Annotated in this window: 18 protein-coding genes and 1 pseudogene; 9 read left to right on the top strand and 10 right to left on the bottom strand. The window is 67.3% G+C overall.

Annotated elements, in window-relative coordinates:
* Positions 1-13: 13 nt before the first annotated feature.
* Both ACW173_RS17930 and ACW173_RS17925 read right to left on the bottom strand, forming a co-directional pair.
* Positions 14-3,058 (bottom strand): glycosyl hydrolase family 28-related protein, encoded by a 3,045-nt coding sequence (locus tag ACW173_RS17930; protein WP_492081445.1) that lies wholly within the window; start codon positions 3,056-3,058, stop codon positions 14-16.
* A gap of 22 nt (positions 3,059-3,080) precedes the next feature.
* Positions 3,081-6,092 (bottom strand): glycosyl hydrolase family 28-related protein, encoded by a 3,012-nt coding sequence (locus ACW173_RS17925; RefSeq protein WP_492081444.1) that lies wholly within the window; start codon positions 6,090-6,092, stop codon positions 3,081-3,083.
* Positions 6,093-6,248: 156 nt separating this feature from the next.
* On the opposite strand from ACW173_RS17925, the gene ACW173_RS17920 reads away from it, so the two are divergent.
* The gene (locus ACW173_RS17920) at positions 6,249-6,830 is read left to right on the top strand and encodes a gluconokinase (protein WP_492081443.1); all 582 of its coding nucleotides are present in this window, start codon (positions 6,249-6,251) and stop codon (positions 6,828-6,830) included.
* On the opposite strand, the gene ACW173_RS17915 is transcribed toward ACW173_RS17920, so the two are convergent.
* Complete coding sequence (locus ACW173_RS17915) at positions 6,801-7,478, bottom strand: FadR/GntR family transcriptional regulator (RefSeq protein WP_492081442.1); 678 nt, start codon at positions 7,476-7,478, stop codon at positions 6,801-6,803. The two genes, ACW173_RS17920 and ACW173_RS17915, sit on opposite strands and share 30 nt — an antisense overlap.
* Positions 7,479-7,772: 294 nt before the next feature.
* Here ACW173_RS17915 and ACW173_RS17910 point away from each other — a divergent pair, with 294 nt between their 5' ends.
* The 6 genes from ACW173_RS17910 (at position 7,773) to ACW173_RS17885 (ending at position 14,518) form a co-directional block, all read left to right on the top strand.
* Entirely contained in the window at positions 7,773-8,030 is a 258-nt protein-coding gene (locus tag ACW173_RS17910; protein ID WP_492081441.1) for a helix-turn-helix domain-containing protein, read from the top strand.
* 93 nt (positions 8,031-8,123) lie between these two features.
* Positions 8,124-9,275, top strand: a complete 1,152-nt coding sequence (locus tag ACW173_RS17905; RefSeq protein ID WP_492081440.1) for an N-acetylmuramoyl-L-alanine amidase — start codon at positions 8,124-8,126, stop codon at positions 9,273-9,275.
* A 60-nt stretch (positions 9,276-9,335) separates the two neighbouring features.
* Positions 9,336-9,941, top strand: a complete 606-nt coding sequence (locus ACW173_RS17900; protein WP_492081439.1) for an RNA polymerase sigma factor — start codon at positions 9,336-9,338, stop codon at positions 9,939-9,941.
* The gene (locus ACW173_RS17895) at positions 9,907-10,872 is read left to right on the top strand and encodes a FecR family protein (protein WP_492081438.1); all 966 of its coding nucleotides are present in this window, start codon (positions 9,907-9,909) and stop codon (positions 10,870-10,872) included. The genes ACW173_RS17900 and ACW173_RS17895 overlap by 35 nt, the downstream gene beginning before the upstream one ends.
* A gap of 92 nt (positions 10,873-10,964) precedes the next feature.
* Positions 10,965-13,343: a TonB-dependent receptor gene (locus ACW173_RS17890; protein ID WP_492081437.1), complete on the top strand. Its 2,379-nt coding sequence runs from the start codon at positions 10,965-10,967 to the stop codon at positions 13,341-13,343.
* On the top strand, positions 13,343-14,518 hold the full coding sequence (locus tag ACW173_RS17885; protein WP_492081436.1) for a ComEC/Rec2 family competence protein: 1,176 nt from the start codon (positions 13,343-13,345) through the stop codon (positions 14,516-14,518). Before ACW173_RS17890 ends, ACW173_RS17885 begins: the two co-directional genes overlap by 1 nt.
* On the opposite strand, the gene ACW173_RS17880 is transcribed toward ACW173_RS17885, so the two are convergent.
* The 6 genes from ACW173_RS17880 to ACW173_RS17855 form a co-directional block, all read right to left on the bottom strand.
* On the bottom strand, positions 14,515-17,466 hold the full coding sequence (locus tag ACW173_RS17880) for a TonB-dependent receptor (RefSeq protein ID WP_492081435.1): 2,952 nt from the start codon (positions 17,464-17,466) through the stop codon (positions 14,515-14,517). The genes ACW173_RS17885 and ACW173_RS17880 overlap by 4 nt on opposite strands.
* A 94-nt stretch (positions 17,467-17,560) precedes the next feature.
* Entirely contained in the window at positions 17,561-18,553 is a 993-nt protein-coding gene (locus ACW173_RS17875) for a FecR family protein (protein ID WP_492081434.1), read from the bottom strand.
* A gap of 75 nt (positions 18,554-18,628) precedes the next feature.
* Positions 18,629-19,117, bottom strand: a complete 489-nt coding sequence (locus tag ACW173_RS17870) for an RNA polymerase sigma factor (protein WP_492081433.1) — start codon at positions 19,115-19,117, stop codon at positions 18,629-18,631.
* 80 nt (positions 19,118-19,197) lie between these two features.
* Positions 19,198-21,972: a TonB-dependent receptor gene (locus tag ACW173_RS17865; protein WP_492081432.1), complete on the bottom strand. Its 2,775-nt coding sequence runs from the start codon at positions 21,970-21,972 to the stop codon at positions 19,198-19,200.
* 209 nt (positions 21,973-22,181) lie between these two features.
* Complete coding sequence (locus tag ACW173_RS17860; RefSeq protein ID WP_492081431.1) at positions 22,182-22,607, bottom strand: hypothetical protein; 426 nt, start codon at positions 22,605-22,607, stop codon at positions 22,182-22,184.
* The gene (locus tag ACW173_RS17855; protein WP_492081430.1) at positions 22,607-23,422 is read right to left on the bottom strand and encodes a TIGR02587 family membrane protein; all 816 of its coding nucleotides are present in this window, start codon (positions 23,420-23,422) and stop codon (positions 22,607-22,609) included. The genes ACW173_RS17860 and ACW173_RS17855 overlap by 1 nt, the downstream gene beginning before the upstream one ends.
* 126 nt (positions 23,423-23,548) lie before the next feature.
* Here ACW173_RS17855 and ACW173_RS17850 point away from each other — a divergent pair, with 126 nt between their 5' ends.
* Positions 23,549-24,271 carry a cytochrome c oxidase assembly protein gene (locus tag ACW173_RS17850; protein ID WP_492081429.1) on the top strand — a complete coding sequence of 241 codons (723 nt, stop codon included), beginning with the start codon at positions 23,549-23,551 and terminating at the stop codon, positions 24,269-24,271.
* Positions 24,268-24,978: a cytochrome b gene (locus ACW173_RS17845; RefSeq protein WP_492081428.1), complete on the top strand. Its 711-nt coding sequence runs from the start codon at positions 24,268-24,270 to the stop codon at positions 24,976-24,978. Before ACW173_RS17850 ends, ACW173_RS17845 begins: the two co-directional genes overlap by 4 nt.
* A gap of 19 nt (positions 24,979-24,997) precedes the next feature.
* Here ACW173_RS17845 and ACW173_RS17840 read toward each other — a convergent pair.
* A pseudogene (locus ACW173_RS17840) lies at positions 24,998-25,447 on the bottom strand (c-type cytochrome); the annotation flags it as partial.
* Positions 25,448-25,489 lie beyond the last annotated feature (42 nt).

Genomic DNA, 25,489 nt, shown 5'->3' with positions numbered 1-25,489 from the left:
TCCTATTGTGGGACTACTTGTTCCGCACCGCGTAAAGCGCGTGGTGAGTCAGCACATACAGAGTGCGCCGATCGGCCCCGCCAAACAGAAGTTGCAAGGGCCTTTCGGGGATATCCAGGCGCCCCAACTCACGACCATCAGGGGCGTAGACGAACACCTGGCCGTTGGCGACATAGACCCGGCCTTCCGCATCCGTCGCGACGCTCTCCCCGCCCCGGTCGGCGAAGACCTTCAGCTGGGTGATGGCGCCCTTTTGTCCGACCAGACCGCTGTAGGTCTTATTCTCGGAACTGTTGGCGACGAACACCCGCTGGCCGGGCTTTACCGTGGTGAAGCCGTACGCATCCAGCGAATCCGAGAAGCGCAGACCGCGATGGTCGGGCGGGCCATTCGAGAAGACTCGATAGGCGGGCAAGACCAGGCTTCCGTCGGGCGAGATATATTCCTTGGCCTTGGGCAGCGCCATGTCGCGAGCGAACAGCTCGGCCAGGGTGGTGAACTGGAAGGTGTCGAGGTTCAGCTGATCCTTGAATTCGCCGTTGTTCCACCAGTTGACCGGCAGCACCGTCGCCGTGCCGGGATGATCGGTGGACGGCGTCGGCGCGATGACCGTAACCTCGGCGTCGGGACTGCCGGGCTTGAAACTGTAGACCGAGCCAGCGCGGCCGTCCGACGACAGCACCAGGAGATTGCCCGAGGCGTCTATGGCCAAGTTGACCGGGTCCAGGGTGTTGTCGCGCGCGATCGACAGCTTGCGATCGTCCGACCAGCTGTAGATCCGCTGGTTGCGGCGATCGGTGAAGTACAGCGTCCCCGCCGTGTCTACGACCCCGCCGCCCAGCGAATAGAAGCCGTCGCCCAGCTTCTCGACCTTCGCGCCGATCGGGAACACCGATGGCGTGACCGGCTTGGTCGTCGCGCCGATGTCCAGCACCGCGAACTGGCGCTCGCGCACCTCCAGGCCGCTGGTGATGTCCTGGATGGCGTTCTCGTACGGATACTTTGTCAGGCGCGTGAAGGTGCCGCAGCCGTTGTCGTCGCAGGCGCCAAAACCGCTCTCGCCGTTAACCGCCACGTTGCGGAAGCGGATGTCGTGCGAGTTGTAGATCCGCACCGCCGCCGGCGCCGGGCGGCGCGTACGGGTGACGCGATAGCCGTGATAGTTGGCCAGCAGGATGTTGCTGGAGTCGCGGATCTCCAGCGAGACGGTGTCTTCGCCCTCGCCGGCTTCCTCCTCGGTCTGCGGGGCCAGGAACTCCCAGTTGGCGACGCGGTTCAGGCTGATCTCGGTGCGCAGGTGATGCTCGACCGAGGCCTGATAGACATGGCCGGGCGTCTTGGTGTCGGAGATGTAGACGCCCGAATAGGCGTAGGTGTTGGGGCTCCAGATGTTGGAGAACGTCCCGCCCCCGCCGTTGGTCACCCACAGGCTGGGATACTGACCGCCCCAGCGCTTGGCCGCATCGGCGTCGGCCGTGGCGTTGTTGTTGTACGGGCTGAACCGCGTGCCGTCGTAGAGGTTGGTGCCGTGGCCGCCCTGGAACTTGACGTCGTTGACCATCGAGGTCGCGCCGGCTGTCCAGAGCAAAGCCGTGGCGCGTGGATTGGCGCCGTCGGTGTAGAGCCCCAAGCCAAAGACGATGTTGTCGCCGCCGTCCGCCGACCGCACCAGCGCCTTGGGGGCGCCGACGCTTTGGAAGGCCGGCGTGGCGTGAGGCAGCACGATCTGGGTCAGGCTGGGGTGCAGGCCGATCAGCACGGTGTCGGACTTCAGCTTCAATGTGTCGGTGACGCGATAAAAGCCGGTCGGGAAATAGACCACGCGATGGGTGTCGATCGCCTTCTGGATGGCGGCGGTGTCGTCGGTCGTGTTGTCGCCCTTGGCGCCCAGCGTGCGGACGTTGGTCCACTCGGCCGTCGGTGGCAGAGCGCGGATCGCGGGCTGCGTCGGTTTGGGCGCGGCGGAGACAGGCTCGGCGTCGAAGGTCGTCCTGTACTCGCCCATCTGGCCCAGGCCGGGCACGGTCAGGCCGTGATTGAAGGCCGCGACGCGATAGTCGCGGCCCTTGCCCAGCGTGGCCTTACCGCTGTCGCGGAAGCGGGCGAACATCGGGGTGTTGGTGGCCGAAGCGTTCTCGAAGCCCACTTGGGTGTAGACGTTGCGTTCGTTGGAGATCACGACCCCGGCCTTGGAGACGTTCTCGAAGCGGACGTCCCTGCCCCACAGCCAGTCGCCATAGCCGCGGTCGATCTCGATGCCCACCGGTGTGTCGCGCATGGTCACATTGACTAGGGTAAGCCCCGCCTCGTGCTCGCGGATAGCCGCGTCGCGCTGACCCTCGAAGGTGGAGTCCAACAGCACGAAGCCCCAGGCCGCCGACGGCTTCTCGGCCAGAATGCCGTAGCGACCGCCCTTGAAGTGCAGGTCCTCGGCCTCGTTGGCGACGTGGTACAGACCCGCCAGGCCCGAACCGATGTCGAAGGTCATGTGGCTGAGCACGGCGTGCTGGGCGGCGTGGAAGCGGATCGCCGTCGCGGCCGGATTGCCGTTGCCGATCGTGAAGTCGACATTGCTGATGGCGCTGTAGAAGGTGCCGGGATTGGCGTCGGCGATGTCCTTGTTGAACGGCACGCTGCCCGGCGGCGGGAAGGCCGGCTTGAAGGCCCGCGCCGGGTCGGGCTTGGCCCCGGCGAAGATCAGCATGTTGGCCAGGCCCTTCTGGAAACCCGGCGTCGCCTCGCCCAGCACGATCTCGGGCCGAGTCGTCCCGACACCAAACAACCGCACGCCCGGCCACAGAAAGAGCGTCTTGCTGATCCGGTAGCGTCCCGACGGCAAGAACACGAGACCGCCGCCGGGCTTTAGCGCCGCCGCGTCGATCGCCGCCTGAAGCGCGGCGGTGTCGTCGGCGCGGCCATCACCCTTGGCCTTCACCACGATGGCGGCGGGATCGTCTGGCGCCGTCGCGAAGACCGAGATCGAAGCCCAGGCCGGCGTTTCCGCCGCACAGGCCAACGCGATAGACGCCACGCTCGCGGCGACCAGCCAACGCTTCATACCCGACTCCCCAACCCGACCGTTATGGCGTGACAGCGTAGAGCGAACGGTGGGTCAGGACGAAAAGCGTTTTCCCCCCCTCCCCGCCGAAGATCAGTTGCAGCGGACGCTCGGGCACGTCGATGCGACCGGCCAGTTGACCGTCGGCGCCGTACTGGAAGATCTGGCCATTGGCGACGAACACCCGCCCCCGCCCATCGACCGCGACGCTCTCGCCGCCGCGATTGGCGAAGACCTTCAGGTCGGTCAGCGTCCCGCCGGGACCGACCTTGCCGCTATAGGTCTTGTTCTCGGAACCGTTGGTGACGAACACCCGCTCGCCGACCGCGCCGCCGATCAGGCCGTTGGCCTGCAGGCTGTCGGCCCAGCGCCAGCCGACGTGGTCCGGCGGCCCTTGCTGCCAAACCCTGAAGGCGGGCAGCGACACGCTGCCGTCAGGCGAGACGTATTCCTGCGCCTTGGGCATGCCGACGTCGCGGGCGAACATCTCGGCGAGGGTTGTGAACTCGCCCTTGGCCGGATCGTACTGGTCCCTGAACTCGCCGTTGTTCCACCAGTTGACCGGCAGCAGGGTCTTGGCCCCGGCGCGCACGGCCGCGGCCGTCGGGGCGATCATGGTCATGACGTCCTTGGGACCGTTCGGGTCGATCGAATAGACCGCGCCTTGCGGGCCCAGCGACGACACCACCAGCAGGTTGCCCGAGCGGTCGACCGCCAGGTTGGTCGGGTCCAGAGAACTGTCGCGGACGATCTCCAGGCCCTTGGCCGCCGTCCAGCGGTAGATCCTCTGGAAGCGCTTCTCGACGAAGTACAACGTCCCGTCGGCGCCCACCGTCGCGCCCGAGATCGACCAGAAGCCGGTCTCTAGCTTCCTGACCCTCGGGTCGACCGGGGCCGGCGCGGGCTGGTCGCCCTTGACGTCCAGCACCGCGAACTCGCGCTCGCGCACCTCCAGCTTGGAGGTCTTGTCCTGGATGGCGTTCTCGAACGGATACTTGCTGGCCCGCAGGTAGGTGCCGCACCCGATCTTGTCGCACAGGGCCACGCCGCTCTCGGCGTTGATGTGGACGTTACGGAAGCGGATGTCGGTCGAATTGAACAGCTTCACCGCCGTCTCGGCCGGATGGTATGACCGCGTGACCCGATAGCCGTGATAATTGGCGAACAGGATGTTCTTGGAGTTGCGCACCTCCAGGGAGACCGCATCGGGGCCGTCGCCGACCTCCTGCTCGGTCTGGGGCGCCAGGAATTCCCAGTTCTCCACGTTGTCGAGCACGAACTCGTTGCGCACGTGGTGCTCGACCGAGACCTCGTAGATGTGGCCCGGCGTCTTGGTGTCGCTGATGTAAAAGCCGGCCGAGGCGAAGGTGTTGGGGCTCCAGACGTTGGCGAAGGTGCCGCCACCGCCGTCCGTCACCCAGATGCTGGGATATTGCGCGTCCCAACGCCCGTCGGCCACGGGATCGCCGCTGCGGGCCTGGGCCGCGCCCAGCGGTTTGCCGTCGGCGGTGGGCGTACCGCCGCCGCCCATGATCTTGACGTCGGTGACCAAGGACCTCTCGCCCGACCGCCACAGCAGGGCCGAGGCGCGTGGGTTGATGCGGCCGGTGAAGAGACCGATGCCCGAGACGATGTTGTCGCCGCCGCGCGGGGTCTCCAGGATCGGCTTCACCGCGCCGACGCCGACATGGCCTGGATTGCCGTCCGGGATGACCAGTTGGGTCAGGGCCGGATGCAGGCCGATCAGCACGGTGTCGGGCTTCAGCTTCAGCGTGTCGCTGACCATGTAGAAGCCGATCGGCAGGTAGAGCACGCGATGGCTGTCGATCGCCTTCTGCAGGGCGGCGGTGTCGTCGCTGGAGCTGTCCCCCTTGACGCCCAGAGTCTTGACGTTGGTCCATTCAGCCATCGGCGGCAGCGACCGCAGCGCCTGCGTCGTGGCGGCCGGCAAGGCTTTCAGCGGTGTGATGTCGGAAAGCGTCTTGTATTCACCCATCTGGCCCAGGCCCGGCAGGGTTAGGCCGTAGGTGAACGAGCCCACGCGATAAGACTTGCCCTTGCCGTCCACGGTCTTGCCGCTATCGCGGAAGCGGGCGAACACCGGCGTGTTGGTGGCCACGGCGTTGTCGAAGCCGACCTGGGTGAAGACGTTGTCCTCGGCCGAGATGACGACGCCCGCCTTGGAGACATTCTCGAAGCGGACGTTCTTGCCCCAAAGGCTGTCGCTATAGCCCTTGTCGATCTCGATCCCGACCGGGGTGTTCTTGATCGAGACGTTGACCAGGGTCAGGTCGACCTCGTGCTCGCGGATCGCCGCGTCGCGCTGGCCGTCGAAGGTCGAGTCCACCAGGGTGAACTGCCAGGCTGGCGAGGTCTTCTCGGTGACGATGCCGTAGCGGCCGCCGTGGAAGTGGACGTCCTCCATGATGTTGCCGGCCTGGTAGACGCCGGCGAAGCCCGAGCCCAGACGGAAGTTCATGTGGCGCAGGAAGGCGTGCTGGGCCATGCGGAAACGCACGCCCGCGGCGGCCGGATTGCCGTCGCCGATCTCGATGTCGATATTGGCCATCGACGAATAGAAGGTGCCGGAATTGGCGTCGCGCACCTTGGCGGTCGCCGGCCGGACGCTGGGCACCGGCACGGGGATGTCGCCGACCTGATACTGGTCGCCGCCCGTGAACGAGACCATCGTGCCCACGCCTTCCTGGAAGCCGGGCGTGTTGGGCCCGAGCACGAGGCTGGGGCGAGTCTTGCCGACGCCGAAGACGCGCACGCCAGGCGGGATCAGGATGGTCCGGGTCAGGCGATAGCGGCCCGAAGGCAAAAAGACGAGCCCATGGCCAGTGTTGTCGCGCGCGGTGTCAATGGCCTTCTGGATCGCGTCGGTGTCGTCGGCCTTGCCGTCGCCCGCGCCCTTGATCGTAATGGCGCGGGGGTCGTCCGGCGTCACCGGCAGGGCCGAACTGGAAGCGGCGGCGGCCGCCATGACGGGACTCGAAGCCGCCAGCAACAACGACAACACAAGCGCTCTCATGCCACTCCCCAAATCTACCTTCGGTTAGTGATAAAGCCGCCGCCCGCCGTCACCATCCTCGACCATGGTCGTAGTTACGTCCCGCCGAGGCGTCGTTAGAACCCAGGTCCAGCCTTGACGTGCCGGCTCCTCGACGCGTCAGTCCAGGGACGCCGATTGCCGCAGCCATCCAGCCTCGTACGACCCGCCGGCCTCGCCGTCATCGCCATGGGTGTGAGCGGAAGTGGCAAGTCGACGGTGGGCGCCCTGCTGGCCCGGAAACTGGACTGCCCGTTCCTGGAAGGCGACGCATTTCACGACAGCAACGCCATCGCCAAGATGAGCGCCGGCTTGCCGCTGGACGACAATGACCGCTGGCCTTGGCTGGACCGGATCGGCGCTGCCATGGGCGAGGCCCTGGCCTCCGACGGTCAGGTCGTGGCGGCCTGCTCCGCTCTGCGTCGCCGCTATCGCGAGCGGCTGCGCGAGGCTATTCCGGTCCCTACCCGCTTCGTGCTGCTGGACGCCAGTTACGAAGAGCTGCTGCGCCGGCTGACCCAGCGCGCGAGCCACTACATGCCCGCCAGCCTGTTGGACAGCCAGTTGGCCACTCTAGAGCGCCCCGATGCCGACGAGGCGGTCCTCACCCTGGACGCCGCCGAACGGCCCGAGCGGCTGTGCGACATCGCTCAGGCCTGGCTGGCGGAGCCCGCGCCGTCGACGCCCGCGTCAAGGCATCAGGCGTTTCCGACCGCGTGACAGATGCCAGCGCATGGCCAAAGCGGCCTGGTCGCCGTCCTGGGCCCTGATCGCTTCGACGATCATCTCGTGCTCGCGCATCATCTCGGCGATCGCTTCCGGTGGCCGCGAGCGTGAGATGTCGACACCCGCCCGCATGATCTTGTCGACATCGGCCTCCAGCGCCTCGAAGGCGACGAGGAAGGCCGGATTGGCGGTCGCCAGGACGATCTGGCGGTGCAGCTCCATATCCTCGACATGGGCCGGCGCGTTGGACATCAGCGCCTGGCGAAGTCGGGTCAACGCATCCTCGATGCTGCTCATCTCCTCGGCCGAGCGCCGGACCGCCGCCAGCCGCGCCGCCTCGGCCTCGAGCACGAAACGCACCTCGTAGCTGCCCATGGTCGAGGGCAGCTCCGACAGCGGCATATAGGCGCCCAGCTTGTCGGACGGACGGTTCTTCACATACGAGCCGGCCCCGCGGCGGGCCTCGGTGATGCTGTCCGCGGCTAGTCGGACCAGGGCTTCGCGCACGATGGTGCGCGACATGCCGAACATCTCGGCCAGGCGCGATTCCGACGGCAGGCGGTCGCCGACCTCCAGGCCGTCGCCGTTGATCATCTCGACGATCCCCGTATAGGCCCGGTCGGCCAGGCGGCCCTCGCTCATCCATCGGTCTCCACGTCGACAGCCGCCCACCATCAAGCCATTCGGCGCCCTTAGGAAGCGTCACGGTGCGTTTTCACGTCCTAACACCCAAAACCTGTATGACAGGTTTTGACGATGAACTGAACAAGTTGCGATGTTCACGCTCACATCGGCAAAATCGCTTGAACTTGTCCAACAGATAGCGCTAACGTCGAGTCAGATAACCCGGATCGCCCGATGCAGAGTCGGGACCAAGAAGACGGGCTTCGCACCCTCGAAAGGCGGTGCGCAGGGACGAGACAGAGGGATTCAGCGATGACCACGACGGACGTTGCCGATCGGGATGTGAAGATGGCGCTGGGCGGCCTCACGCCGACCCAGATGAGAGTTCTGGAAGGCGTCAATTCGGGCCTGCTCAACAAGCAGATCGCCTTCGACCTCGGCATCGCCGAGGCCACCGTCAAGGCGCACATGACCGCACTGATGCGCAAACTCAACGTCCACAATCGCACCCAGGCGGCGATCGCGGCCCAGTCGCTGCTCGTCCAGGGACTGCGGTCCGCCGGCGGTTAGACCGCGGAGGACGCGTCGGCGAGATCTCTCGATAGTAGTGAAGTTGCCGAACACGCGCATATATGGCAGACCTCTCTAGAAGAGGGGCGCAACATGACCAACGAGCCGTTTCGGCGCTTGGCGACGGTCTATCTGGGCGAGGCCATTCGCTACCCAGCGCTGCGTGCGGTGACGCTGGCCCAATGGATGCTCGAAAGCGGTCGCGGCGCGTCGGCGCTGGCCACAGAGCACTATAATTTCGGCGGGCTGAAGTGGCGCAAGGAGATGACGCCCTACGCCACGAAAGTGAAATATGCCGCCCATGACGGCGAGGACTTCTATTGCAAGTTCGCGACCCTGGAGAACTTCATCTCGGGCTATTGGGCATTCCTCAACCGCGCGCCCTATTCCGGCTGGGAAGCCAATGTCGCCACGCCCGAGCGTTTCATCCGCTTCATCGGCCCCACCTACACGCCGCGACAGGACTACGCCGACTCCGTTCTGGCGCTGGTCCCCGAGGCCGAGCGCCTGCTGGCGGACATCAAGCAGAGCGAAGCCGCGGCTGCGACGCCCACGCCCAAAGGCCTTGGGGTGATCGTCATCGACCCCGGTCATGGTGGAACCAGCAACGTCTCCGGCAGCAGCGCCAACAACGCGATCTCGGTGAGCAACGTCAAAGAAAAGAAACTGGCCTTGGACTTCGCGCTGATCCTGCGGGACGAGCTGCTGCGTCAGGCCGCGTCGAAAGGCGAAGCGGTCCAGGTGGTGCTCACTCGGACAACGGACATCAATGTCACCGGCAAGGCGCGGGCCGCGATGGCCTTCGACCACAAGGCCAAGCTTTTCCTGTGCCTGCACTTCAATGGCAACAAGAGCGCGTCGGTCCGAGGCACCGAAACCTTCTACCGGGCCAAGGAGAACGACAACATCAACCTGGCGGCGGACATGGAGTTCGCGGGCGCGGTGCAGTCGGCGCTCTTCACGGCGCTGAAAGCGCTTGATCCCGGCGCCAAGGATCGCGGTATCAAGCCTGACAACCAGGGCAATCCCAACCTGCCGGGCTTTGGCGTCCTGAACGACATCAGTCTGGGCAACGACAGGCGGACCATTCCCTGCCGCGCCGCCTATATCGAAGCGGAGTTCATCTCCAACCCTTCCGTCGACAAGCTGCTGATTTCCGGTCCCCGCGCTGTGCAGAATAGAACCGCCGCGATGGCCGCCGTCGCCGGCGCCTGCCTAACGCAGATGCGGAAGATCCCTTCGTAGAGCACGGACGACGATCTCTGGTGGCTAGCTGTCACAAACGGCTGGTAGCAGGCTTCGCCCATGACCTTGGCCACTCACGAGCGGGCGATCTGGCTGGCGCGCAACGCGCTGCCGCACGAGCCGGCTCTGCGCGCGTGGCTGTCGCGTCGTCCGCTGGCCGGGCTCGAAGTCGACGACATAGTCCAGGAGACCTACGCCATCCTTGCGGCCCTCGACAGCGTGGACCACATCCTCAACAGCCGCACCTACATGTTCGAGGTGGCCAAGTCGGTGGTGTTGCGGTCCCTGCGCCGCAGCCGCATCGTCGCGTTCGAGGCGCTGGCCGAGGCCGAAGGCATGGAACCGCCGAGCGACGAGCCCTCGCCAGAGACCGTGGCCGCCGACCGCCAGGAACTGACCCGCATCGCCGCCCTCATCGCCGGGTTGCCGGCGAAGTGCCGCGAGGCCTTCACCCTGCGAAAAGTGCACGGCCTGTCACAGCGCGAGGTCGCCCGGCGCATGGGTGTTTCCGAGAACACGGTCGAGAAGCATGTCGGAAAAGGCATCGGTGTGCTGATGAATGCATTGGGGCGTGGCGGAAACGAACGCTTCCAGGCATCTAAGAACCGTATCGACCAGGACCCGAGTAAAGTTGAGCACGATCCGAGACAGCAGCGCCGACATTGACGCCGCCGCGGCCGCCTGGGCCGCGCGCGTTGATCGGGGGCCGTTGTCGGACGCGGACCAGGCCGCCCTCGAAACCTGGGCCGCGCAGGATCCGCGCCGCGCCGGCGCCTATGCCAAGGCCCTGGCCGTCAGCGCCCGCCTGGACCGCGCCCAGGGCCTGGGCGCCGACTTCGCGCCCGCCGCACACCCCGCCGCCAGAGCCGCTGACCGCAGGCGCCTGCTCGCGACCGGCGGGCTGCTCGCCGCCGCCTCGGTGGTCGGGGCGGTCGGCTACGGCGCGCTCAGCCTCAAGGGTCGGGTGACGACCGCCAAGGGCGACATCCGCCGCGCGCCGTTGGCCGACGGCTCGGCCGTGACCCTGAATACCGACACGACGATCCGCGCGACCTTCGACGGCAAGATGCGCCGGGTCGACCTGCTGCGTGGCGAGGCCCTGTTCGACGTCGCCAAGGACCCTTCCCGCCCCTTCGTGGTGGTAGCCGGCGATGTCCGGGTGCGAGCGGTGGGCACTAGCTTCACGGTCCGGACCCACGCCGACGGTCAGGTCGGGGTCGTCGTGCGAGAAGGCGTGGTCGAGGTCTGGCGCGGCGTCGAGGGCAAGCCGGTGCGTCTGTCCGCCGAACACGCCGTGCAGGTGGCGAGCGCCGGCGCCCTGACGCCCACGACCGTCGGCTCGGCGGCCGTCGACCGGGCCATGGCGTGGCGGCAGGGCCAGATCGACCTGGATGGCCTGACCCTGGGCCAGGCCGCCGACGAGTTCGCGCGCTATTCCGACCGTCGCATCGTCATCGACGACCCGGCCGTCTCGCGGCTGAAGATGACCGGCCTGTTCTCGGCCAGCGATCCGGACGGCTTCGCCAAGGCGGCCGCGCTCAGCCTGGGCCTGACCGCCACGCCGCACGCGGACGGCGTCCGTCTCTCGCGCGGCTGAACTTTTTTCGAGGACGGCATGGCGGGAGTTTCGACATCGAGGCTCCACCCCGATGAGGCCGGCGCGGGACCGGCGGATTTCGGGGCGATGACATGATGCTGAAGCAAACCCTGGCCGGCGGCGTGGCCGCCCTGGCCCTCCTGGCCTGCGCCCTCCCGGCGGTGGCCCAGCAACGCACCTTCGACGTGCCCGCCCAGGGCGCGGCTTCGGCCATCTCGTCCTTCGCCCGCCAGGCGGGCCTGCAGGTCGTGGCGCCGGCCGACGGCCTGGAAGGCCTCCGCACCCAGCCCTTGAAGGGTTCGATGGACGCGCGCGCCGCGCTGCGCAAACTGATCGACGGGACGGGTCTGGAGATCGTCTCCGACAGCAATGGCGTCATCGTGCTGCGCCGCGTCGCGTCGCCGGCCGCCGCCACCTTGGAGGCCGAGCCCACCGCGCTAGACACCATCATCGTCACCGCCCAGAAGCGCGAAGAGGCCGCCCAGGGCGTGCCGATCTCGCTGACAGCATTTTCTGGTCGCGCGGTCGAGACCTATCGCCTAGAGAGCCTGCGCGACATCTCGCGCCTGACGCCGGGCCTTCTGGTCTCGTCGTTCAGCCAGTCGAGCCCGACCATCGCCGTGCGCGGCGCGACCAACACCTTCACCCAGATCGGCGCCAACAAGCCGGTGGCCGTGGTCATCGACGACCTCTTCATCCCGCGCAACAGCGCCGCCACCTTCGAACTCTACGGCCTGAACTCGGTGCAGGTGCTGAAAGGTCCGCAAGGCACGCTGTTTGGTCGCAACGTCACCGGCGGCGCCATCGTGCTGGACACCGGCAAGCCGGCCTTCGGCGACACGAGGGGCTCGGTGCGGGTCGGCGCCGGCGACTATGGCCTTCGCCAGGTCGATGGCCGCGTGGACATCCCGGTCGGCGAGACGCTCGCGTTTCGCCTGGCCGGCTCGCTGAAGCAGCATGACGGCTATGGCCAGGACCGCCTGACCGGCCGCGAGCAGGACGACCTGGACAGCCGCAGCCTGCGCGCCCAGGCCCGGATCCAGGCGAACCAAGACGTCGAGGTGCTGCTGGGCGTCGACTATGCCGAGGACCACAACGGCGGCCGCACCCTGTCATCCAGGGCCGCCGGTTCGGACGGCGATCGCCGCACCTCGGAGCTGGGCTACAACCAGGGCTTCGCGCGGAACCAGTGGGGTGCCTCGAGCCGGATCTACTGGAACGCCCCGGTCGGCCAGGTCACCGCCATCACCGGCTATCGCTGGTCGCAGTCGGGCGAGGACTATTCAGGCACCGGCGCCAACTATCGCTTTCTCGTCGGGACCAACACCCAGTCGGTCAACCGCGACGTCGACGACGTGGGCCTGTTCTCGCAGGAGATCCGCTGGGCCAGCCCGAAGTGGTCGCGCGGCGACTTGGTGGCCGGCGTCTACTTCGCCGACGAGGACGCCAAGCGCCAGCTGCGCACGCGGGGCCTGGCCGCCATCACGGGCGTGGCCTCGTCCGACGTCCTGACCGACCAGGCGGTGAAGACCAAGAGCTACGCCGCTTTCGTCGACGGCACGCTGCACCTGCCGGCCGCCTTCGACCTGACCCTCGGCGCGCGCTACACCCACGACGAGAAGACCGCCTCGCTGGTCCGCACCGACTTCATCCGTCCGGCGACCGGCAGCTTCACGGCCCGCGACCTGAAGGCCGATTGGAGCGAGGTCACGCCCCGCGCCGTGCTCAGCTGGACGCCGCGCGAGGACTTCAAGGTCTATGGCAGTGTCACGCGCGGCTACACCGCTGGCGGCTTCAACACCGACGCGGCCGTGATCACCGCCCTGGCCCAGCCGTTCGATCCCGAGACCGTCACCAATTACGAACTGGGCGTGAAGTCCCAGTGGCTGGCTGACACCCTGCGGATCAACGCCTCGGTCTTCCACATGGACTACAAGGACAAGCAGGAGCTGTTCTTCAACAACGTCACCCGGGTGCTGACCATCACCAACGCCGGCCAGGCCACGGTCGAGGGCGCGGAAGTCGAGGTGGCTTGGCGCCCCCTGCCCTGGCTCAATCTGATGGGCAGCTACGGCCTGCTGGACACAGTCTACGACGACTTCGTCATTCCGGGCGGCGCGGTGAACACTGGCAACCCGCTGGGCTCGTCGCCGCGCAACAAAGGCTCGCTGGCCGCTGACGTCCGCATCCCGCTGAACGGCAAGGGTTATGTCACCGGCGCGATCAGCTGGGCCTATACCGACAGCTACTATACCGGCGCGACCAAGGACCCGAACCTGCACATCGACAGCTACGCCCTGACGAACCTGTCTCTGGGCTATGAGAGCCAGGATGGCCGCTGGATGTTGAGCGCCTGGGCCAAGAACCTGGGTGATGTCGACTTCCTGCTGACCCCGTCCACCCAAGGCGTGCTCGCCGAATACCTCGGCGAACCGCGCACCGTGGGCGTCATGCTGTCGGCGAAGTTCTGATGGCGGCGGTCGTGACCCGGCGCGGGCTGCTGCTCGGCGCTGGCGCGCTGGGTGCGGCCGCCCCGCTACCCGCCGAGGACGCCGTCGGTCAGCCCCTGCGTCCATGGCGGCGCGGCGGTCTCGACATTCACCACATCGCCACCGGCAAGGGCGACTCCACGCTGATCATCGGACCGGACGGATCCAGCCTGATGATCGACGCCGGCGCCTCCAGCACGCCGCCGCCGGCGAGCCTGGACATCCGCCCCAACGCCGAGCGTCGCCCCGGCGAATGGATCGGCCGCTACGCTCGCCGTCACCTAGCGGCGACCGGGAAGCCAAAGCTCGACGCCTTCCTGGTTAGCCACCTGCATCCGGATCACATCGATGGCTTGGGCGACGTCGCCGCCTTGCTGCCGATCGGCGTTCTGGTCGATCGCGACTATCCCGACTACGCCTATCCCAAGCCGTGGGAAGCGTCGTTCGCCAAGGCCTACATCGCCTTGGCCCGCGAGCGCGCCCGCGACGGCGGTCGCGTCGAGCGCTTTCGGGTCGGGGCCGCCGACCAGTTCGTCCTGCCCGGCGCCGAGATCCGCAACCTAGCCGCCAACGGCGAGGTTTGGACAGGGCGCGGGACCGAGACCCGCCGCCTGTTCCCGGCGATCGAGACCCTGCCCAAGGACGATGTCCCCGACGAGAACGCCTGCTCCGCCGCCATCCGTCTGCGCTATGGCGCGTTCAGCTATTTCGCGGCGGGGGACCTGACCAGCAACAGCTTCGACGGCGCCCTGCCCTGGCGCGATGTCGAGACGCCGGCCGCCCGGATCGCCGGCCCGGTCGACGTCGCCGTGGCCGCGCACCACGGCATGTTCGACGCCACCGGCGCAGATGTCGTACGCGCGCTGAGGCCGCGTGCCTGGATCATCCCTGGCTGGCACGTCGCGCACCCCAGCACGGACGCCCTGGAACGGATGCTGAGCCAGCGCCTCTACCCTGGCGCCCGCGACGTCTTCGCCACCGGCCTCTCGCCCGCCAACGCGTTGGCCCACACGTGGCTGACGGATCGACTGGCGGCGCGCGGCGGCCATATCGTCGTTCGTGTCGCCCCCGGCGGGACCAACTATCGTGTGATCGTCACGGACAATCGCGACGAAGACGACCGGGTGCTGGCGACCTGGAGCGCCTGGCCCGCCTAGAGTCGCATCCTCACGCCAAGGCTAAACGAACGGCCCGAACGGCCGATCTGCAGGGGGCGGCCGCGCTGGTTCTCGTAAGCGGCCTCGACCGTATCGGTCAGGTTGCTGGCCTCGACGAAGATCGACACACCACGGCTAAGATCGTAGGAGCCGGCCGCGTCCAGATAGCCGGCGCTGGCGACCACGAAGCTCGACACGCCGCCGCCCTGCATGTCGGCCTCGGAGCCGAACGGCGAGCGCCAGGTCCAGGACATGTGCGCGTGCAGCGATCCCCGTTCCACGAACGGGCTGATCGAATAGGACAGGCGCGAGACGCCGTTCAACCGACCGCGCCGGCCCAAGGCGTCGCGGCTCGAGGCGTCGACCCAGGTGGCGCTGGTCCAGACGCCGAAGCCATGGGCGAAACGACGGCTGAAGGCGGCTTCGATCCCGGTGACCTGGGCCCGCCCGGCGTTGCGCGGCCGCGACATCATCACCGTGGCCACCACCGGCGGTCCCACGCGCGTGGCGAAGGTCAGGCGCTCGGCCTGGACCGAGGCGACGATGAAGTCATCGATGGCCTTGTGGAACACCGCCAGGCTAACGCCGCCGAAGTCCTCGAACTCACGCTCGAGCGAAAGGTCGTAGTTGGCGGCGCGATACGGCTTCAGCTTCGGATTACCGCCGACGCCGGAGAACAACGTCCCCGGCGACGGGTTGTCGATCTCGGCCTGGCCGTTCTGGTAGAGGATCGAGACCAGACTGCTGGCCGGCACCGTCGCCGAGCGCAGATCGGCCAGCGACGGCCGGGTGATGCTGCGCGAAGCCGCCAGGCGCAGTCGCCAATGATCGTCCAGAGCGATAGCCAGATTGGCGCTGGGCAGCGCCACGGCCTGGTCGCCAGCATAGCGGACCGGTTTGACAGCCATATAGCCTGCCTCCGAGACGCCCAAGAGAGAGCCAGCCACGTCCGTCCGTGTCCAAGCGGTGCGCACGCCGACATTGCCCGTAGCGGACTTTCCCAGCACGCTTGTCGCGAAGTCCAGGCGCCCGTAGGCCGCCAAGATCCGCTCGCCGACCTTGTAGGAGCCTTGCAGGTCCGCGCCGGTGGGCGCCAGTTGATCGGCGTCGACGATCACGCCGTCCGCCTCGCCGGGAAGCACGAAACCCCGGCGGAAACCGTCGAAGTCAGCGGCGATCCAGGACGGAGGGCGCGCGCCAATGAGGCGATCGAACGCGTCCTTCGGTGCGCGGACGTCGAAGAAACTGGCGTCGACAACAACGCCCGGTCTGGCCGCGGCCTCGCGATCGCGGCGCTGGAAGTTCCGCCCCCGGTCGCTGGCATGCCCGCCCAACCGCAAGCTTTCGACCCGTAGCGGCCCAACCGTCCAGTCGACTGGCCGTTCGGCGGCGATCAGGCCAGTGATGTCGTGGTCCTCCACCTGGGTGGCCCGGACGCCGTAGCGCGAGAAAGTCAGTTGCGCCGGATCCGTCAGGTCGAACGACGTCGACAGCAACGGCGCCTTGCGACTGTCGATCAGGTCCGGTCCCAGGTCGAAGGCGTAAGACACGCCCAACGGGCTGACGGCGCCGATCCGTTGCAGCGGCGTATCCAGGTTCGAGCGGGCGCTGGAGAGGCTGAGGCGCGGCTCCAGGTTCCAGGCGCCGGCGTCGGCCTTCATGGCCAGGCTCAGCGAAACATTGTCATGGACCTGGTCGGAGACCTCGAGATTGTTGCTGATCTGGCCGGCCGTGATGCGCCCGCCGACCAGGGTGCGCCCTTCGAACTTCAGGTCGGTCGCCAGCGCCGGGGCCAAGTAATCGCTAATTCCATAGACGACGCGGTCCTCACGGATGGCGTTGTCGAAACGCGAGGCGAGCGCGTCTAGATAGAAGGTTACGGCCGGGGCGGCGCGCCACTCGACGCCCAAGAAGGCCGTGGCGCGGGCTCGCTGTTCCTGCTCGACCGTGGTGCGCACATCGTCGGGCACGGTCCGCGGCAGGCCGCCGACCACGATCTCGCGATAACGTGGGACCTGGAAGCGGTCGTACTGGACTTCGCGGCGCTCGGTGGAGACGCCCGCCACCACGCCCAGGCCACCGTCCCCGCGCCGCCAGCGGCCGGAGACCGCGACGTCCGGCGATACAGCACCGGACCGGATCTCGGCGCGGGCGTCGGCGCGGATCGACAGGTACGAGGGCCCTTCTAGCCCCCGCACCGTCCGGATATCGATATTGGAGCCGATGCCGCCATCGACGAGATCCGCCGTCGCCGACTTGGCCACGACCGCCCCAGCCAGCAAGTCTGCTGACAGAGCGCGGAAGCGAAATTGCCGGCCGCTCTGGGTGGAGTTGCGAATGTTCTCATTGAACGCCACCGGCGCGCCGTTCAGGGTCACCGACTGGAACAGCGGCCCCAGGCCCCGGACGCTGACGAACTGCCCTTCTCCCACCTCGCGTTCGATGGCCACGCCCGGGACGCGCTGCAGGGCCTCGGCGAGGTTGGCGGCCGGGAGTTCGCCGATGCGCCCGGCCGACACGGCGTCGATGATCGCCTCGGCGCGACGCTTCTGGATCAGAGCGTCTTCGATCCCTGCTACGAAGGCGGCCGTGATCGTCACCTCATCCAGGTCGACCGGTGCCTCAGGGACCGGCGCCGGGCGCGGCGGAGCGGCTGCCGTCGGCGGTTCGGCCCACACGCGGACCGAGGCGTGATCGGTGATCTCGTAGCGCAGGCCCGTGCCGGCCAGCAGCCGCTTCAGGGCGTCCTGCCAGGGCATGGTCCCGGAAACGGCGTTGGCGCGATAGGTCCGGCCCGGCTCGGTCGACAGCGCGAAGGCGCAGCCAGCCTTCAGACACAACGCCATCAGGGCCGGGCGAGCATCCTGGACCGGAATGTCGAAGCGGGTCGCCGCCTGCGCCGAAAACGGCGCGGCCAGGGCCAGCACCGCGATCGACAGAGCGGACACGCGGCGGAACGACATAAGACTACTGACGAGAACCCCCGGCGCGGTGAAAGCGCCACGGGTCTGGTAGCTTGGCTTCGTGACAGTCGCGCGAAACCTAGCGCGCCGAGGCCGTCACCTCACCCGGCGCGGTGCGGCTCAGGGTCACCGGCAGCACCTTGGCGGCGCTACCAATCACCGTGTCGCGACCGTCCAGCGGCAGCATGGCGGTGACGCGCTGACGGCCCAGCGCCGGGTCGGCCAGCCGGATCTTCGCGTCGGTGTAGCGGCCCAGTTCGGTGAGGACTTCCGACAGCGCCGCGTCCTGGAAGACCAGCCGACGCTTACGCCAGGCGACCGCCGTCGCCGGGTCGATATGGGCTTCGCGGCGCACGGCTGCGCCGGCCTGGTACGAGACCTGGTCACCGGGGATAAGACGGACGGGCTCGGTCGAGACGCGGGGCTGGCGAACCTCGACCGAGCCCTCCAGCAATTCCACTCTGGCACGGCCGTCGCGGAGGCTCGTGGCGAAGTGGGTGCCGGTCACGACGACCTGACGGTCGGCCAGGGCGACCTGGAATGGATGGGCCTTGTCATGGGCGACGGCGAAATAGGCCGCGCCCTTGTCCAGGGCCAGGCGGCGCACGCGGCCGTCGACCTTGGCTCTCAGAGCCGTGGCGGTGTCCAGCGTGACGACCGAGCCGTCGGCCAGGGTCACATCGCGGATCTCGCCCACCTGGGTGGTGTAGGTGGTCGCGCCAGCCAGCGGATCCTGGAAGCGGGAAACCAGCGTCGGCGTGATCGCCACGGCCAGCACGGCAGCCGCCAAGCCACCGGCCAGGGCGACGGGCGTCCAGCCGACCGAGTTGCGGCGCTTGCGGGCGGTCGGGATCAGGTTGAGCTCGCCCAGCAATTCGGCGCGCAGGCTTTGTGTCTCGCGCAGCAGGCCCTTGGCGGCTTCGTAGTCGGCGAGATTGGCCGGATCGGCGGACAACCAGCGCCCGAACGCCACCTGCGTCGCGCGCGACACATCGGGACGGCCCAGGCGCACGACCCAGCCCTCCGCGCTATGCGGCTGGCGTTCGAAAAAGGCGGCGAAACGGTCGAGCATCTAGAGCGTCAGGCTTTCCCAATGGCCCGGTCTTGCCCGGGGCGTATCTTCTCAACGATCGACGGACGAAACACCTCAGGTCTCCCGCGCGGCTTTCAGGCGTCGTAGCGCTTCGGCCAGGTGCTTTTCCACCATGCTGACCGAAACACCCAGGCGCTCGGCGATTTGGCGATAGCTGAGATCCTCGAAGCGATGCAGCAGGAAGGCGTCACGACAGCGCGGCGGCAGATCGCGGATGGCCTGCGCGATCCCGGCGAGGTCCTGGCGGGCGATCGAGCGGCGGTCGGCGGCGGGATCGTCGCTGGCCGCGTTCTCCCAGGCGGCGGTCGTGTCGTCCGCGTCGAGCTGAAGGGTGCGAGCGCGCTCGCGATTGGCCTGCTTCCAGTGGTCCTTCAGCAGGTTCTTGGCGATGGCGAACAGCAGCGGACGCCCGTCGGCCTGGCCGAGCTCATGCCCCGCCCGATGGAAGCGCGCGAACGCCTCCTGGACGATGTCCTCCGCGTCCTCGAGCGACTGCCCTCGCCGCTGCAGGAAGATGACGAGTTCGAGGCGCAGCCCCCTCATGCCGATCCTCTTGGTCGAACGCGCGGAAGCGCTCCCCCCGACGAAGGGGAGAGCGCGACCTGTGATGGCGTCCAGCGGGCTCAGAAGTTCATCCGCAGGCCGAGGCTGAAACGTCGTCCCGACTTCTCGTCCATGGTCGGGAAGGACGGATCCATCGTGTAGCCGCGGGTAGCCTCATCCGTGACGTTGATCCCTTCCAGGCTCAGCTGGACACGTTCGCTCAGGTTGTAGCTGACCGAAATGTCCGTCTGGCCATAGCCCGAGCGCCAGATCGGGTACATCTCGTAGCCGATTCCTTCGACGTACTTGTCCTTGTAGTTATAGGACACGCGGGCCTGGAAGCGGTCGTTCTCGTAGTAGACCGTGACGTTGTAGGCCTTGTCGGCCAGACCGATCGGCGGGGTTGGGACCTTGATGATCGATTGGCCGCTCAGCGAGCTGTCCAGGATCGTGTAGTTGGCGTTGATCCCGAAGCCCTTCGCCGGCTCCCAGAACAGACCGAACGGAACGATGGCCACCAGTTCGACGCCGTTGACCTTGTACGAGCCCTCGACGTTGATCGGTTGATAGACGTCGAAGTCGTAGACGCCGTCGATCGTGCCGTTGGCGTTGTACTTGGTGACGTTCTTGACCGTGCCCGTCAGGGCCTGACGCACGACACCCTCGATCTTCTTGTTGAAGTACGAGACGGCCAGCAGGCCACCTTCCGGCAGGTACTTCTCGAGGCCCACTTCCCACTGGTCGGCGAAGGTCGGCTTCAGGCCCGGGTTGCCGTCGGTGAAGCGGAACGAGTTGAAGCTCGCGGTGCGCTTGTAGGCGAGGTCGGTCAGGGCCGGACGCATTAGAGTCTTCGACGCCGCGGCGCGTAGCATGATGCTGTCGGTCAGGTCGGCGGTGAAGTTCAAGCTGGGCAGCAACTTGTTGTAGCTGCCGTCGCTCGACACCGGCGCGGGCGTGTAGGTCGTGCCGCCGGTCGGCGTCTGGATCTGGTGATAGCCCGACGAGGTGATCGAGGTGTCCACGTAGCGGACACCACCGTTCACAGTGACCGGCACCGGCCCAACGTCGAAACCCAGGTCGGTCATGGCGTAGAGGCTGGTGACCTTCTCCGACACTTCGTAGTAGTCGCCCGGCGTGTACGGCGTTGTGAAGCCCGCATACCGGAAGGTGTTGCGCGCGTACTCGTTCGAGATCTGACTCCAGGTGATGTCCCGGATGCTGTAGTCGCCGCCTGGCACCAACTCACCAATCGGGGTCAGCGGGCTATCGGCCATGGTTCGGGTGTTAAGCCAGGCGGTGCTGCCCTTCGACGGCCCCTGGATGTTCAGCGCTCCATACTGGCGCTCTTTCGACTTGTCAGTGTAGCGCCCGCCAATCTGGATGCTTTTCAGAGCTGGAAAAAAGCCGAGAGCGAAGTCCTTGGTGAAATCGAGCTGGGCCGCGTATTTGTCGTCCTTGATCTTCTCGAGCGTCGTCTCATAGGCCTCGAACAGATACTTCGACGGTGCGTTGTACATGTCGATCGAGGCCGGGTTGGCGCTCTTGACGGTCTCGCCGCCCTTGTCCGTCCAGCGCGTGCGCGACGGCGCGTAGGCCACGTGCTTTAGATTGGAATAGTCGAGCGTCTTCTTGGCGCCCGAATAGCCGGCCAGGCCGTGCAACTTCCAGCTGTCGCCATGCCAGTTGAACTCGGTTCCGAACTGGGCGTAGTCGGTCTTGTTGATCTGTTCCTTGCTCAGCATCTCGTGTTGGGTCGCGGTGTAGGACACGTCACGCAGCACGACCATGCCGTACTCCGAGAGGGTTTCCTTGTCGTACTCGTGGATCGTCTCCAGCGTGCTGCGGCTCGAGGCCGAATAGGCCGCCGCGTCGTACTGGTCCTCGGTGCTGTCGAAGCCGCCGACCATGAGGTCGAAGGCGATGTCGAAATTGGTTGTCGGCTTATACTGCAGCGAAGCGGTGCCGCCCCATTGATCCTGCGTGTTTAGATAGGCGCGGTCGCCGACCTTATCCTGGAAGATGATGCGGCCGGTCTCGTCGCGGTTGGTGTTGCTCTTGATGATGACGCCGGCGTCGCGAGCCAGCACGGCGGCGGCTTGCGCGGCGCGCGTGCCGCCTGCTTCCGAGAAGCGGAACATCGGGCGGAAGTTGATGCCCGAGTTGGAGTCGGTGCGGTTGGTGCGACGCGCGGCGGAGAACGAGACGAGGCCGCCCCAGTTGCCCCAGGTGTCAGAAGCCAGGAACGAGACCTTCGGATCGGCCTTTTCCGAGATCGAGTTGTAGGCGCCCTCGGCCGAGGCCACCAGTTTACGGCCGCTGTAGTCGAACGGACGGGCCGTCGAGATATTCACCGCGCCGGCGATGCCCCCCTCTTCGTCCGAGGCGCGCGGCGACTTCTGCACGGTGACCTGCTGGACGACTTCCGAAGCGAAGATGTCGAACTCGACGTCACGACCGCCGCTGCCCGACGCGGTGGCCAAGTTGTTGATGGTGACAAACGTGAATTCGCTGGGCAAACCCCGGACGCTGACGCGACCGCCCAAGCCCTTGTTGCGCTCGATAGTCACGCCAGGCATGCGCTGCAGCGCTTCGGCCAGGTTCTGCTCGGGGAAGTTGGCGACGTCGGTAGCCACGATCGAGTCCGAGAAGCCGATGGCCTTGCGCTTCATGTCCACGGCCTTCTCGAGGCTGCGGCGGTAGCTGCCGGTGACGATCACTTCCTCGACGGTCTCGTCCTGCGCGGGAGCCATTTGGGCGTGGGCGCCCGCGGCGGTGAACAGGCCGATGGCGGCGCAGCTGGTCATCAGCCAGGCCGCTTGGCGCGCGCGCGCGCCGTTGGTGTTCGTTCCGATCATTGCCGATATCCCCAGGTCTTTGTTGCGACGGGGGGCAGCCGAACCCGCTCGCTCGACCCACGCCCCCGACGGCAACAACGACGCTCCCGCGAGGGGCCTCAGCGCGCGCCTGTCGATTTCATCAAATCTTCACGCCCGAGCTCCGCTGGCGGCGCGACCCGATCCCAACCTGACCGTATGGGCTTCGCCGAATCCCGCCGCGATCCTGATCAGGACGCGTCCGCGAAACCCTTGGCGCGCAACTTGACGCCAGCGACGCGGGGGTCGTGCTCGAAGATCAGTCCGCCGGATACGCGGGACTGCTCGGGTATGTAGTCGATCGTGACGCCGGCCGGATCGTCACCGGCGATCACGCCTTCGATCTCGACATGAGCGGCGGGCGCCCCGCCGTGGTTGAAGGCCTCGATCTCGGCGACATAGCCGTGCGCCGTCGGCGTTACCCGCTTGAGCCGCACCTCGATCACGGGCGGTCCCTCCACACCGAATATCGCGTCCCAGGCGGTGAAGCCGATCGCCGTACCGGCTAGGACCAGGCCAATGCCGGCCGCGATCCACTCCAGGGTCGGGATGTCGTTGGCCGGTGCGCGCTTGGGCCGAGGCTTGGACGCAGCTGCGGTCGTGCGAGCCTTGGCCATCAGACCACCAACCGGGCGGTCGCCGCGCCGATCGCGGCGGGGAACCCCAGGACAATGGTCATGGTGGCGATCTCATGGACGGCGACGCCGTCGGTCCTGCCGAACGTCCAGAGCAGATAGAGGCTCATCAACAGCGCCACGCCGTAGCCGGGCGCGGTGAAGGTTACGAAGGTCCGCAAGAAGCCGCCGGCCTCGCGCCGTCGGGTCTCGCCCGGAAAGCCCAGCCGATAAACGAAGAGGTGCAGCAGCGCGATCGAGACGGCCATCAACAGCAAGGTGGCCAACGGCCCCATCTGGTAGGCGATCACGATCATCTCCTCGGTCGGGGCGACGTTGAACGCCAGGAAGGCCGCGCCGACGGCCATTAGGAAGAGTTCGCCCAGCGGTCCGGCCCCGGCCTTCTCCCGTTCGCCCGGGCCCCGCTCCCCCAGTTGCTTGCCGGCCAGCAAGGCGCCGACCGCGGCGGGTACGGCGCACAAAGAAATCTTGCCCAGCGCGCTATCGCTGCCGATCTCGTCGAGGCTCAAAACGCCGAAAATAGCCAGCAGCCCTCCCGACAGAAGGAAGCCCACGGCGAAGGCTGCCAGGGCGTCCATCACCTCGTCCTTCAGGCGGAAGGTCGGCTCGAAACCGGCATAGTACGATAGGCCAATCAGCATCGGCATGGTGAGCATCAGAAACACCAGCAGCCGCCAGCGTTCCACGGCCATGCCCAGCGACCACATCTCCATGGTCATCAGCAGCGGAAACGAGAACAGCAGCGCACCGCCGAAGGCACGGCTGAGGGCGCGGCCATAAGTGGCGTTGGCGTCCAAGGCGTCTTCTCCCGACCCGTTCGCCCAGCCAACGGCCAGGCTTGGCCGGCGGTTCCGGACGGCTTGCCTGGAACGAGGCCGCTATCCAAGGATTTGCAATCTCGACCGCTACCAGGGAGCCATCGCATGTCCATCGCCGATCGCGTCTGGTCGCCTTATTGCGGCGCGGGTCCTGCGCCCGCCGAGCTGTGGGCGCGCTGGAACCTCGATCCGTTGGGACTAGCCATTCTTGCGGTGCTGAGCGGCTTGCTGCTGGCGGCGTCCGATAACCGCAGGCTGGCCCTGGCCGCCGTGCTAGTCCTCGCCGTCGCATTCATCTCGCCGCTGTGCGCCCTGAGTTCTGCTCTGTTCGCCGCGCGGACCGTGCACCACGTCCTGCTCGTAGCGATCGCCGCACCGCTGATCGCCTATGCCCTGCCACGCCCCCCGCGCGCGCCACACCTGGCGACCTGGACCACCGCCTTCGTGTCCGTGTTCTGGTATTGGCACGCGCCGGCCGCCTATGGCTGGGCGATGTCGAGTGACCTGGCCTATGCCTTGATGCAGGCGAGCCTGCTGGTCACCGCCACGGCGTCCTGGCGCGCCGTGCGCGGGGCGCGGCCGGCCAGCGCGATCTCGGCGCTCCTGGCGACCATGGTGCTGATGGGCCTGCTGGGCGCGATCCTGACCTTCGCCCCCCGCGCCCTCTACGCGCCCCATGCCCTGACCACCGCCGCCTGGAGCCTGACGCCGCTGGTCGACCAGCAGATCGCCGGGCTGATCATGTGGATTCCCGCGGCGGGGGTCTATCTGGCCAACGCCCTGTCGATCCTCGCCAAGGCGCTGCGGCCACGCTTGGCGACCGCATGATCGACCGACTGATCGAGAACATCTTCGAATGGGCCGCCGGGCATGCAGACGAGGGCCGATACTCGCCGGTGGCCATCGTCTTCCACTGGACCATGGCGGCCCTGGCCTTTTTCCAGCTGGGCTGGGGTTTCTGGATGGGCCTCGCGCCGGCCGGGGCGAGGATGGCGGCCGCCTACGAGGTCCACTACGCGGTCGGGGTCTTGATGCTGGTCCTGGCCCTGGGTCGGCTAGGCTGGCGGCTATTCGCCCCGGACACGATCAACGACGCCGACAAGCCCGGCTGGGAGAGCGCGGCGGCCCATATCACCCACTACGTCTTCTACACCTGCCTGCTGGGGTTGCCCTTGAGCGGCTGGGCGATGGTGTCGGCCACGGCGCGCGAAACGGACCTCGCCCTGCTAGGTTTGCTGCCCTGGCCTCTGATGCCGTTGGGGGAGCTGACCAACCCGACACTCTGGGCCATCGAGGCGATCGCCGAATGGCTCCATTGGGGTTTCGTCGTCAGCCTGATCCTGCTGATCCCGATCCACGCTGGCGCGGCGTTGAAGCGCCACTTCATCGATCGAGACGACGTCCTGCATGGGATGCTGCCGATCGTCCCGCGGCTTGCGAAACGCCCGACGCGCTGGCGACGTCGGTGGCGGGCGCTGGAGAAGTGGATTGCCGCCTCAGCCAGACCGCCATGGCGTCGATCTCGGCGGACGTAAGCTTGCGGGCGATGTCGCCCATAGCGCCGCGAGGATCGTTACGCCGCTTGGCCAGACGCCAGCGCTCCAGTTGTTCACGGACATAGGCTTCCGGTTGGCCGGCCAAGGCCGGCTGGCCGCCGCCGACACCCTCGCCTCGATCGCCGTGACAAGCGGCGCAGGGCTGTAGGCCGCGCGCGGCGTCGCCCTGGCGCCACAGCGCCGGCGCGCGGGAAGCGTCACCGCCCGAAGGCGCCGCCAGCTCGGCATAGTAGCTGACCACCGCTCGGCGCGCCCGGTCGTCCAGCGCCTTGGCTACGGGCGTCATCACCGGATCGGGACGCAGGCCCGAGGCGTAGTCCTCCATCTGCTTCTGCAGATAGCCCGCCTCCAGCCCCGCCAGCCGGGGCGTCGAGATTCCGTCGCCCGCGCCGTCCAGGCCATGACAAGCAAAGCAAGCGCGCCGCGCCCCGCCGGCTCCGCCGCTCATGGCGATTATCCGACCGCTGGCGCTGAACGCCTGATCGGTCCG

The organism is Caulobacter sp. ALps2 (genome assembly GCF_058681635.1).
This window is presented reverse-complemented; position numbering and strand designations above follow the sequence as displayed.

What these genes read in the sequence shown, in the direction of transcription:
- ACW173_RS17870 (WP_492081433.1), bottom strand. Translation starts at nt 19,117, where the DNA reads ATGAGGGGGCTGCGCCTCGAACTCGTCATCTTCCTGCAGCGGCGAGGG.
- ACW173_RS17905 (WP_492081440.1), top strand. Translation starts at nt 8,124, where the DNA reads ATGACCAACGAGCCGTTTCGGCGCTTGGCGACGGTCTATCTGGGCGAG.
- ACW173_RS17885 (WP_492081436.1), top strand. Translation starts at nt 13,343, where the DNA reads ATGGCGGCGGTCGTGACCCGGCGCGGGCTGCTGCTCGGCGCTGGCGCG.
- ACW173_RS17890 (WP_492081437.1), top strand. Translation starts at nt 10,965, where the DNA reads ATGATGCTGAAGCAAACCCTGGCCGGCGGCGTGGCCGCCCTGGCCCTC.
- ACW173_RS17865 (WP_492081432.1), bottom strand. Translation starts at nt 21,972, where the DNA reads ATGATCGGAACGAACACCAACGGCGCGCGCGCGCGCCAAGCGGCCTGG.
- ACW173_RS17930 (WP_492081445.1), bottom strand. Translation starts at nt 3,058, where the DNA reads ATGAAGCGTTGGCTGGTCGCCGCGAGCGTGGCGTCTATCGCGTTGGCC.
- ACW173_RS17860 (WP_492081431.1), bottom strand. Translation starts at nt 22,607, where the DNA reads ATGGCCAAGGCTCGCACGACCGCAGCTGCGTCCAAGCCTCGGCCCAAG.
- ACW173_RS17925 (WP_492081444.1), bottom strand. Translation starts at nt 6,092, where the DNA reads ATGAGAGCGCTTGTGTTGTCGTTGTTGCTGGCGGCTTCGAGTCCCGTC.
- ACW173_RS17900 (WP_492081439.1), top strand. Translation starts at nt 9,336, where the DNA reads ATGACCTTGGCCACTCACGAGCGGGCGATCTGGCTGGCGCGCAACGCG.
- ACW173_RS17910 (WP_492081441.1), top strand. Translation starts at nt 7,773, where the DNA reads ATGACCACGACGGACGTTGCCGATCGGGATGTGAAGATGGCGCTGGGC.
- ACW173_RS17915 (WP_492081442.1), bottom strand. Translation starts at nt 7,478, where the DNA reads ATGAGCGAGGGCCGCCTGGCCGACCGGGCCTATACGGGGATCGTCGAG.
- ACW173_RS17875 (WP_492081434.1), bottom strand. Translation starts at nt 18,553, where the DNA reads ATGCTCGACCGTTTCGCCGCCTTTTTCGAACGCCAGCCGCATAGCGCG.
- ACW173_RS17850 (WP_492081429.1), top strand. Translation starts at nt 23,549, where the DNA reads ATGTCCATCGCCGATCGCGTCTGGTCGCCTTATTGCGGCGCGGGTCCT.
- ACW173_RS17845 (WP_492081428.1), top strand. Translation starts at nt 24,268, where the DNA reads ATGATCGACCGACTGATCGAGAACATCTTCGAATGGGCCGCCGGGCAT.